General features: G+C 35.3%; 9 protein-coding genes. 4 read left to right on the forward strand and 5 right to left on the reverse strand.

Going from position 1 to position 11,387, the window contains the following annotated elements; translation table 11 throughout:
* Position 1: 1 nt before the first annotated feature.
* From DWB61_RS16210 to guaB, 5 genes are all read right to left on the reverse strand, one after another.
* Positions 2-1,591, reverse strand: coding sequence for an OstA-like protein (locus DWB61_RS16210; RefSeq protein ID WP_125031985.1), 1,590 nt, complete (start codon positions 1,589-1,591; stop codon positions 2-4).
* A 56-nt stretch (positions 1,592-1,647) separates the two neighbouring features.
* The gene (locus tag DWB61_RS16215; RefSeq protein ID WP_125031986.1) at positions 1,648-2,613 is read right to left on the reverse strand and encodes an AAA family ATPase; all 966 of its coding nucleotides are present in this window, start codon (positions 2,611-2,613) and stop codon (positions 1,648-1,650) included.
* 85 nt (positions 2,614-2,698) lie between these two features.
* The gene (locus tag DWB61_RS16220; RefSeq protein ID WP_125031987.1) at positions 2,699-4,051 is read right to left on the reverse strand and encodes a peptidylprolyl isomerase; all 1,353 of its coding nucleotides are present in this window, start codon (positions 4,049-4,051) and stop codon (positions 2,699-2,701) included.
* A 10-nt stretch (positions 4,052-4,061) separates the two neighbouring features.
* Complete coding sequence (locus tag DWB61_RS16225; protein ID WP_125031988.1) at positions 4,062-4,904, reverse strand: hypothetical protein; 843 nt, start codon at positions 4,902-4,904, stop codon at positions 4,062-4,064.
* Positions 4,905-4,993: 89 nt separating this feature from the next.
* Positions 4,994-6,463: an IMP dehydrogenase gene (gene guaB / locus DWB61_RS16230; protein ID WP_125031989.1), complete on the reverse strand. Its 1,470-nt coding sequence runs from the start codon at positions 6,461-6,463 to the stop codon at positions 4,994-4,996.
* 249 nt (positions 6,464-6,712) lie between these two features.
* Here guaB and DWB61_RS16235 point away from each other — a divergent pair, with 249 nt between their 5' ends.
* The 4 genes from DWB61_RS16235 (at position 6,713) to DWB61_RS16250 (ending at position 11,241) form a co-directional block, all read left to right on the forward strand.
* Entirely contained in the window at positions 6,713-8,611 is a 1,899-nt protein-coding gene (locus DWB61_RS16235; RefSeq protein ID WP_125031990.1) for a RecQ family ATP-dependent DNA helicase, read from the forward strand.
* Positions 8,612-8,690: 79 nt separating this feature from the next.
* A complete protein-coding gene (locus DWB61_RS16240) occupies positions 8,691-9,320 on the forward strand; it encodes a DUF5063 domain-containing protein (RefSeq protein WP_125031991.1) in 630 nt (209 codons plus the stop codon).
* A 63-nt stretch (positions 9,321-9,383) separates the two neighbouring features.
* The gene (locus DWB61_RS16245) at positions 9,384-9,971 is read left to right on the forward strand and encodes a 3'-5' exonuclease (RefSeq protein ID WP_125031992.1); all 588 of its coding nucleotides are present in this window, start codon (positions 9,384-9,386) and stop codon (positions 9,969-9,971) included.
* A gap of 82 nt (positions 9,972-10,053) precedes the next feature.
* On the forward strand, positions 10,054-11,241 hold the full coding sequence (locus DWB61_RS16250; protein ID WP_125031993.1) for a class I SAM-dependent rRNA methyltransferase: 1,188 nt from the start codon (positions 10,054-10,056) through the stop codon (positions 11,239-11,241).
* The last annotated feature ends 146 nt before the right edge of the window (positions 11,242-11,387 follow it).

Here is an 11,387-nt window from a genome sequence, read left to right on the forward strand (position 1 = left end):
ATTAGTTCTCTACATCCTCTTTAATTGATTTTTGGAATTGTTTTTTGAGCTTGTTTTGGAGTTTTTCAATGGCAGACTCCCAAATAAAGATATCATCTTTTGTTTTTGGTCGAAGCTGATCTTTCCATTCAAAATCCTTTAGAAAGCGTTTTTGATTGATAATATCAAATAGAGGGTACATATTACCATCTGGTTTTTTTGTAAACAGGATCTGTTCTATCTTCTTCCCATTAATATTAATACTTATTTTGCTACTTTTAGCGACATTCATTCCTACAATTATACCATGTTCGTCTCGAGGGAAATAAAGGGTTTCACCATTACCAATGATGTCCAGCTTATCAAGATGATTTTTGTTGACATGCCCAAGCATATTTCGACCCTTAATTTGGTTGTAAAGGGTGCTGTCTTCTCTTGAACATAGGAAAGCATTGGTTCTAAAGTGGAGGTATTTAATGGCCTTGTTTTGACTCTCAATACTGATAGAATCTGCAGTGATCTGATTGCCTTGTGCCCAAATAATAGGATCATTAAACATTCTCATAGTAGAATCTTGAAACGAATAGCTCAACGAATCGCATTTTCCTTGTAAATCCTTACGGAAAAATTTAACCTTATTATATGCTAATATTCTATTGAAGTTATTTGTGTCTTTTTCGATTCGAATAGTGTCTGAATGTAAGAATAAACTGTCTTGTTCTCCCACATGAATAAAGAGTGTAGAATCCGTTAAAAAGGCTTTTTCACTATCCTTGTGCATTTCTAAATAATGCCCCCTTAAAATAAGCTTGTTGATGGTATCCTGAAGCTCAACATTCCTGAATACTTTAGCAAGTTCATTATGCTTGTTCAGATAAATACTGTCTCCTTTTATCTGAAAGTTATCACGGTTTACAGTCGTGTTTTTTAGAAGATGAGAAATTCCTGTTTGCGTGTTATACCACCCTGATTCACTATAAAGCGTTTCCTTTTCGCTTTCAATACGAGTCGGCCCAAGAATATTTATAGTCTTATTAACAGTCTGATATTTTAAGGTATCAGAATATAAGGTGTAATCTGGATTTTCAAGAACGACACTATCTTTAAAGAAGAATAGGTCCTGCTCGGTGTAGTAGCGTCCAATAATACTCGTTAAAACATTTGTAGAATCAATAATGGTTCCCCCCTGATCGTAGTAACCCATATTCAGATTCATATCGAAATCAAGTTTATCAGTTGTTAACTTTACGCTTTGGTTCTTTAGGATTATATTTTTACGTAATTCTGCCAGTCGGCTGTTGCCATCATATTTTAAATAGTCGCCATAAATGTGAACGGTATCAGAATTAATGATGTGAACATGACCAAAGGCTTCAATTTCGTTCTTTTTTCCATTTTGATAAGCACTATCGCAATACATTTTTAGATTTTGATGAGTCACATAGACATCACCAATTAATTTTTGGACATCAGGATCGGTATCGTTGTCTATTCTACCAAAATTAGAATGTTTAATTAGAATTTTGGATTTTTTTTGCGCCCATGATGTATTAGGTACTGTAATCAGCATTAGTAATATAAGAGGCAAATATTTTTTTACAATGTTGGCCATTGATAATAACTTAGGAATGAAAAGAGTTTTGAACGAATATTTTTTTTGATTAGAGCTTAATTAAGAAGCTCTTCAATGATTTTCTCAATGCTGATACCTTCTGCTTCAGCTTTGTAGTTTTTCATTATTCGATGGCGAAGAATTGAAACGGCTACCGCTTTTACATCTTCGATATCTGGAGAATACTTGCCCGAAATAATGGCATGGGCTTTGGCACCAATAACCAAATACTGTGAAGCTCTAGGCCCTGCTCCCCAATTGATGTATTTATTTGTGATTGGACTAGCGTGTTCTGTATTTGGTCGTGATTTTGCGGCTAACTTAACTGCATATTCCAATACGTTGTTGTTGATAGGCACTTTCTGAATCAGGCTTTGATAATAACTAATTTCCTGAGCAGACATGATCGTTTCAATCTCAAAGGTCTTTCCTGAAGTCGTGTTTTCAACAATACTGATTTCATCCTCAAAGCTTGGATAATCAAGGTAGATGCTAAACATGAAACGGTCTAGCTGAGCCTCAGGTAGTGGATAAGTGCCTTCCTGTTCGATAGGATTCTGAGTGGCTAAAACAAAAAATGGTTTATCGAGCTGATAATTTTTACCATTAACCGTTACTTCCTTTTCCTGCATAGCTTCTAACAGAGCCGATTGAGTTTTAGGAGGTGTTCGGTTAATCTCATCTGCCAAAATAATATTTGCAAATAGTGGACCTTGAATAAATTTGAACTGTCTGTCGCTGTTTAAAATTTCAGTACCAATAATGTCTGATGGCATTAAATCAGGCGTAAACTGAATTCGCTGGTATTTTAAGTCCAGAGCTTGAGAAATAGTATTAACCAGAAGTGTTTTTGCTAGACCAGGTACACCAACTAAAAGGCAGTGTCCGTTGCTGAAAATAGAAATTAAGACTTGCTTGATGATATCATCCTGACCGTAAATCTTTTTTTTGATCTCGGAAAGTAAAGCGTCATATTTACTTTTTAAGGCATTTGCAGCCTCAACTTCAGTTTTAAAATTCATCATAGAAAATTTAAATTTTCATGAATAACAAAAACAAAGAATCAGACACAGCAAGTGCTGAGTCTGATTTTTGTGTTTTTAAATATTACTTAATCCAGTTCTTGAATCTGAATTTAGCATTCTTGTATGAATCATCAACACTAATATAGGTTGATGATTGTTTTTCACTAATCCATTTGTTCAACAAATCCTGTTGTTTCTGCTGCTTAAGCATGTTCTCAAACTGGCCCCAGTCATCAGATAAATTAGCTTTGTGAGGCTTTGTTTCTGACTTAATTTTAATGATTTTGTAAGTCTCCTGACCACGCTGATCATCAAGGAAAGCCTCCGATATTTCACCAACTTTAAGCTTGGTTACGGCTTTTGCAATTGATGGAGGTAGGCCATCTTTTGTAAATTTAGAACTGGCATTGTATGGGTTTACAATTAAACCACCATTGTTCTTAGTATCCTTATCATCTGAATAATAGAATGCCGCTTCTTCAAATTTAATTTTGTCGTTACGAATCATATCAGCAATACTATCTAGCTTTTCAGTTGCTATAGTTCTATCCTCTTGTTTAATACGAGGTTTAAGCAGAATATGGCGAACATTAATACGATCTCCTTTACGGTCGATAAGCTGAATGATGTGAAAACCGTACTCCGATTCGACAATTTTAGATATTTTTCCAGCTTTCAAGTTGAAAGCTTCATTGGCAAATTCAGGAACAAGGTTGGCTCTTGGTGTATAGCCTAATTCACCTCCACGTTGTGCACTACCCGGATCTTCAGAGTAAAGAACGGCTAGAGTAGCAAAACTCTCACCTTTCATAATTCTATCACGGAAAATCCTTAGTTTTTCACGGATTCTATCTTTTTCAGCATCGGTTATTTTTGGACTTTTACTAATCTGTTGAATTTGTAATTCACCAGGAATTATGGGTAAACTGTCTTGAGAAATCTTGCTATAAAGATCACGAACTTCAGCAGGTGTTGCTGTAATATTCTTTGTGATCTCAGCTTGCATTTTCTGTTTGATTTTGTCGTTACGAGTCATATCACGTAACTCATTTTTCATATCAGGAATACTTTTCTTAAAATACTGCTCTAGCTTTTCTTTAGAACCAATTTTTTGAATATACATTTCAATTTTACGTTGAATATCGTTTTCAACTTCTTGTTCTGTAACTTCGATACTATCGACTTGTGCTTGTGCAATCATCAATTTCTCAATCAAAAGATCTTCAAAAATTTCAGATTTTAAATCTACACTTCCAGCTTCGTAACCTTGAGCTTTTAGGCCTAGGAAACGGTTTTCTACGTCTGATTTTAAGACCACCTGATTGCCGACTACAGCAATGATCTTATCAATCGAATTATCCTGTGCTTGACTCGTCGAGAAAACGATAGCCAATAAGGCTAATGACGTGCAGACTTTAAAAATAATGTTGCGCATATGTGATAGGTTAGTAAATTTTGAATTTGTTTTTTGATTCGGCATCTCTGAAGATACTTTCTTCCATGTTCTTAATAAACTGTATTTTTCTCTTATTGATAATTATTTTTCGAATATCCTGATTTACAAATGATAGAGGAGCAATCTCCTTTTTTAGTTTATAATCTTGAATATTTATTAAATAATGAAATGTACTATCCTCGGCTTCGAAGTACTTATTTCTTCTTAGAAAATTTTCTTCGTCTCCTACCTTGATGGGGGTTTGACTAAGTAAAATTTGAGAATAAATCCATTGCTCGCTAAAATTATCAAATTTTGTGGCATTTTGAAAGCAGTAGTCCTCTAATTTATCCCAATCTTCATCTTTCTTTAATTTATAGATCTGTTTGATCTTCTTAGCTTGTGGTAGAGGTTTAGGAATTTTAATGTAAACAGCCTTGACAATATTACGGTTTAATAGGAAATTACTTGGATAATCGCGGTAGTATTTGTCAATTTCGGCGTGTGAAACAATAGTATCGAGCTTTTGCTCGATTAAATGCTGTTGGTACTTATGAATGATCAGTGAAGAACGGTAATCTTCGACCATTTCTTCCACATCCTGATCTTCGCTGGAAAGGTTGAGTTCAGCTCTTGATACAAGAAGTTGTTTTTTTATCCATTGGTGGATGTAATTTTGAGCAATGATTATGCTGTCCTCTTTTGAGCTGTTATTGGGGATAAGCTCTCTTATTTTATTTAGATACAAGTAAGAATTATCAACTTTTGCTACAGCAGGATTATCAAGTGTGTTTTTTGAGTTACATGATATAAATCCTAGAAGAATTATTAGTAAGATGATATTTCTTGTCATAGTTAGGCTTTAATAAGTTTTTAACTCAAATATTATCGGCAATCAGTCAAATGACCAATTGCCGATTATAATATTAATCTTCAAGAAGATTATCTGCTATAATTAGGAGCTTCACGTGTAATTGCTACATCATGTGGGTGACTTTCTGCCATACCCGAAGCTGTAATTTTTACAAATTTAGCATTGTGAAGAGCTTCAATATTAGCCGATCCACAATAGCCCATTCCAGCACGCAAGCCACCAAGTAATTGATAGATTACCTCATAAAGGGTTCCTTTATAAGGTACACGTCCTACGATTCCTTCTGGAACTAATTTTTTAATATCATCTTCATCACTCTGGAAATAACGATCTTTTGAACCTTTTTCCATAGCTTCGATTGATCCCATTCCACGGTAAGCTTTGAATTTACGACCATTGAAAATGATTGTTTCTCCTGGAGATTCCTCAACACCAGCAAGTAATGAACCTGCCATAATTGAATTTGCACCAGCAGCAAGAGCTTTTACGATATCACCTGAATAACGTAGGCCACCATCAGCAATTACCGGAACACCAGTACCTTCTAGAGCCTTGCTAACTTCGTAGATTGCAGATAGCTGTGGTACACCCACACCAGCAATAACACGAGTTGTACAAATTGACCCTGGACCAATACCGACTTTTACACCATCAGCACCTGCTGCTACAAGCATTAAAGCGGCTTCAGGGGTTGCGATATTACCAACGATGAATTGCATGTCAGGATACTGCTTTTTTGCTTTTTTCAATAAGTCAACGACACCTTTAGAGTGACCGTGAGCTGTATCAATAATAATAGCGTCAGCATTAGCTTTTACCAAAGCATCAACTCTATCAAGCGTATCAGCTGCAATACCTACTGCAGCAGCAACTCTTAAACGACCTTTTTCATCCTTACAGGCAAAAGGCTTGTCTTTCGCCTTGGTAATATCCTTGTAAGTAATCAAACCGATAAGCTTGTTGTCTGAGTCGAGAACTGGCAATTTTTCAATTTTATGTGCTTGAAGAATGGCAGCAGCTTGATCAAGGTCAGTACCTGCATTAGTGGTTACGATGTTCTCAAAAGTCATGACTTCAGAAATGGCTTTGTTCATCTGTAGCTCAAAACGCAAATCTCTGTTGGTTACAATTCCAAGAAGCACTTTGTTTTCATCAACAACAGGAATACCGCCAATTTTGTACTCTTTCATAAGAGCAAGAGCATCTTTTACCGTCTTGTTTGAAGCAATGGTAATAGGATCATAAATCATCCCGTTTTCGGCTCTCTTAACCGTTAAAACCTGTTTTGCTTGAGCAGCGATGCTCATGTTTTTGTGGATAACTCCAATTCCACCCTCACGTGCAATAGAAATAGCTAGAGCTGATTCTGTTACGGTATCCATTGCTGCTGAGACAATTGGGGTGTTCAGCGTAATGGTGCGTGAGAATTGAGTTTTTAGACTTACATCCTTAGGCAAGACTTCAGAATAAGCCGGCACTAAAAGGACGTCGTCAAATGTTAATCCATCGGAAACAATTTTATCAGATACGAATGACATTATGCAATAATTTTAGATTTAAATTGCATGCGAAATTACAAAAAAATAGTGTGATAAGTCTTGTTCAATAATCTAAAAAAGTGTTAATTGATTTTAGATGCTTAGTTTTGTATGGAAATAATGCGAAATTAGGACATGTTTATTGAAGTTTTTATGTGTATATTAAATTTCTGAAACATCTGCACTTTCCTTTGTTTTAGAGAGTTGTTTGTTTTGTCTGTTATAAGATTCACTGAATTTTAGAGTTAAATGAGTATCTATCACGAAGTCTTAAAAAAATATTGGGGTTACGATGAATTTCGACCTTTACAAGAGGATATTATCCATTCTGTAGCTAAAGGTTGTGATACTTTGGGTTTAATGCCAACAGGAGGAGGCAAATCTTTGACTTTTCAGGTCCCTACTCTTGCTATGGATGGACTTTGTATCGTAGTCTCACCTTTGGTAGCATTAATGAAGGATCAGGTCTTTAACCTAAAAGAAAAAGGTATTAAGGCCGAATTGATTTATTCTGGTTTGACGCGAGATGAGATTGAAGTGATTTTGAATAAATGTCTTTATGGTAATAATAAGTTTCTATATATATCGCCAGAGAGAATAAGTACAGCAATTTTTCAGGAAAAGCTTTTAAGCATGAAAGTGTGTTTGATTGCTATAGATGAATCTCATTGTATTTCGCAATGGGGCTATGATTTTCGCCCATCCTATTTAAAAATCATCCACCTTCGAGAACTTTTAACTGAAGTACCAGTTTTAGCACTTACGGCTACGGCAACACCCGAGGTTGTTGACGATATTCAGGATCGATTAGGTTTTGCAAAGAAAAATGTTTTCAGAAAAAGTTTTGAGCGTTCTAATCTGTCATATTTAGTAAGGCATATTGAAGATAAAAACCGTTATTTATTAAAAATTCTTAGAAAGCAGAAAGGCAGTTCTGTTGTTTATGCACGGAGTAGGAAAAAATGTAAGGAAATCGCGGAGTTTCTTAAATTGAATCAGATTAAGGCTGAATTCTATCATGCAGGTCTTGATAATGCTTTAAAAGATATGAGGCAGGAGAGATGGAGGGAAGGTAAAGTTCAAGTGATGGTTGCAACCAATGCTTTTGGAATGGGGATTGATAAATCTGACGTACGAACCGTTGTTCATCTGGATTTACCTGATACTCTAGAAGCCTATTTCCAGGAGGCAGGTCGTGCAGGTCGTGATGGCAAAAGAGCTTATGCTGTGATGCTTTATTCGAATCCAGATAAAGTTCAATTGCTTAAAAGAATAAAAACTTCGTATCCAGAAATTGATACTATAAAGAGAGTTTATCAGGCTGTGGGTAATTTCTTGCAAATTGCTGAAGGTGCTGGCAAGGATGCTGTATTTGATTTTAATTTAGCCCTCTTCTGTCAGAAATTTAAATTTAATGTTCTCCATGCTTATAATAGTCTTAAAATATTGCAAAGAGCTGGCTATCTTGAAATCACAGATGATTTAGAGCATTCAACAAAATTGCATTTTGCGATTAATCGGGATGATTTATATCGATATCAGTTGGAAAACAAACAACAAGACGATTTTATAAAACTGCTTCTTAGAACCTATACTGGCTTGTTTACAGATTATGTGCCTGTTAATTTAGATTCTTTGGCTTACAGAAAGAAAATTGAAGTGAAAATTCTGATTGACAACTTGAAAGATTTGTCTCAGCATGGTATTATAAAATATATTCCAAAGAAGAAAACACCATTCATTATATATACCCAAGAACGATTACCTCTGCAATATCTTAAGTTTACTAAGGAAGTATATCAGAATAGAAAAGAGAAGTTTGAAGAAAAAATTAATTCTGTACTGTCTTATGCAGAATCTACGGCGACTTGTCGATCTAAATCATTGTTGGAATATTTCGGACAATTGAATGCGCCAGTGTGCGGAGAATGCGATGTTTGTAAGGAAAAAGATGATGATATTGAAAATAAAATGTTTCAGCTAATCCAGTTAGAAATAAAACAAACTTTGGCTAAAGACGAAAGTTCAGTTTATGAATTAGTTGAAGCTAGCCAATACCCTGAAAAGAAACTTTTGGAGGTTATTCGTATCATGATGGACAATGATGAGCTTGAAACTTCCCAAGATGATAAGATTCGATTGGCTTGAATCCGTGAGAATTGTATCCAGATCAATCATTATTGTCAAAATCTTATTAATTTTGCATGATTACACTAGAATTTGAGAAATGGAAGAGAATTTTGAACATCAGGTTTACGATAAGAATACCATAGAATTTGTGACTGTTGCCAATGAGTTTTGTATACTCTTGGAATCGAGCGGTAAGATTTCAAAAATGGATTTTATCGATCGTTCGCAAAAACTATTACCTCTATTATATCTAAAGGCAAGTTTATTACCAAAGGTAGAGAATCAGTTTGATGGAGAGATAGAGAAGTTTGTAGGTGAAGGAGACTGGGAATATATTAGAACTGCTGTGATTGAAAAAATGGGAGCTAATGACGAATATCTTGAAGTCTTTGATGATGGTATGCGCGATAGCGATGAGCCTATTGTTGCCTCTATTTCTGAGAATTTTGCTGATATCTATCAAGATCTTAAGGATTTTTTAACCTCGTACCGTATCGCAAGTGTTGATATTATGAATGATGCCCTATGGGATTTGAATAATAATTTCTACCAGTATTGGGGCCAGTCGGTTGTTAATTCGTTGAGAGCGATTCATTATTTATTGGCACACCCGGAAAAAATGGAAGATGATTTGAATGATCAAGCATCATCCTCTATAGATCGATTAGATATGAGCCAGTCAATATTTTCTCAGCGTCAGCAGCAGTGGGGAAATGAAGAAGAATAGCTATTAATTAGCAATAAAATGACCAGCCTGCAGATGATCAGCGGACGATGAAAAATATAAAGAATGATCAGTTTTCAGAAGACTATTACAAAAGAAGAAATCAATAACCTCCCTTTAGAAGCTTTCGAAGGTGAAATTGTGATAATTGATAGTGATGAAGGATTAGAAGAAGCAGTTGAGTATTTGAAGCAATTTCCAGTTCTGGGATTCGATACAGAGACCAAGCCCTCTTTTACTAAGGGGAATGTTAATTCTGTGGCTTTATTACAATTATCAAGTTTTGAGAAAAGTTTTTTGTTTCGATTGAATAGAATAGGCTTACCTTTTCCTATTATCGATTTGTTAAGCGATCCTGAGATTATAAAAGTAGGTGCAGCCATTAAGGATGATATCAAAGGTTTACAAGATATCAGTGATTTTGATGGGAACTCATTTTTAGAACTTCAGCAATATGTGTCTAGTTTTGGAATTGAAAATTTTTCGTTAAAAAAATTAGCAGCTATCGTATTAAAAATTAGAATTTCGAAACGTCAGCAGGTTTCAAATTGGGAGGCTGTTGAATTGAGCGTAGGACAATTGCGATATGCTGCAACTGACGCCTGGGTTTCATTAGAGATTTACAATGCTTTAAGGGCTAGTATTGCTAGATAATACGATTTGATATTTCAGATTTAAGAATTAAAATAACACGGACTTTAGTTTTTACTTGAGTCAATTATAAATAAGAATTTTCATGATTAATTATCCCAAAGTTGTATTAAAGAAAGATAAAGAAAACTCGATTAAACGTTTTCATCCTTGGATTTTTTCAGGGGCTGTTGCTCGTGTTGACGAGGGGTTAGAAGAAGGGGATTTGGTATCGGTTTACAGTAATGATGATGAATTTTTGGCAGTAGGACATATTGCAATAGGTTCTATTGTTGTTCGTATTTTAAGTTTCGAACCTGTTGAGATAAATAAAGACTTTTGGGTTGAAAGATTAGCTTCAGCTTGTCGTGTTCGTCGTGAAATTGCTTTATTAGGCATCGAGAACAATAATGTGTGTCGTTTGGTACATGGTGAAGGCGATAGCTTGCCTGGTTTAATTGTGGATTTTTATGCAGGCACTGCTGTAATCCAAGCTCATTCGGTAGGGATGTATTTGCATCGTGCTGAAATAGCTGAGGCCTTAAAAGAAGTTTTAGGAGATGAGTTGATTGCCGTTTACGATAAATCAGAAGGGACTATTCCTTTCAAATCGGGAATTGAACCTACTAACGGCTACTTATTGGGAGAAATTAAGGATTTTACAGCTATCGAGAATGGCTTAAAATTTAAGGTGGATTGGTTAGAAGGACAAAAAACAGGTTTCTTTATCGATCAACGTGAAAACAGATCTTTATTGGAGCGCTATTCAAAAGGACGATCGGTATTGAATATGTTCTGTTACACAGGTGGCTTTTCATTTTATGCCATGCGTGGAGGTGCCAATTTGGTTCACTCAGTTGATAGCTCAGCAAGAGCTATAGAGGTAACCAATGAAAATGTTGAATTGAACTTCCCAGGTGATAAGAGACATGAGGCATTTGCTACTGATGCTTTTAAATACTTAGATGATTCTGATCAGAAATATGATTTAATCGTTTTAGATCCTCCTGCATTTGCAAAACACAAGAAAGTGTTATCAAATGCGCTTAAAGGTTACAAACGATTAAACTTGAAAGGTTTTCAAGCCATTAAAAAAGGGGGAATCATGTTTACCTTTTCTTGTTCGCAAGCTGTAAGTAAAGAAGATTTCAGAAAAGCAGTTTTTGTTGCTGCAGCTAATGCTGGACGTCGTGTTCGAATTCTTCACCAATTGAATCAGCCAGCCGATCACCCAGTAAATATTTTCCACCCTGAAGGAGATTACCTAAAGGGATTAGTATTGTATGTAGAGTAAACAAGTAAGACATTAAAGTTTGGGTTGTAAATAGCCCAAACTTATAACGTATATGGAAGAGAAGAGTTTGATGGATCTATCTTATGATGCGTTTCAATTCTTTTTTGTATCTTCGGATGGGTCTTTAAAAGTGGTTAAAGCAAACT

This window comes from Ancylomarina euxina (genome assembly GCF_003863355.1).
GTDB classification, from domain to species: domain Bacteria; phylum Bacteroidota; class Bacteroidia; order Bacteroidales; family Marinifilaceae; genus Ancylomarina; species Ancylomarina euxinus.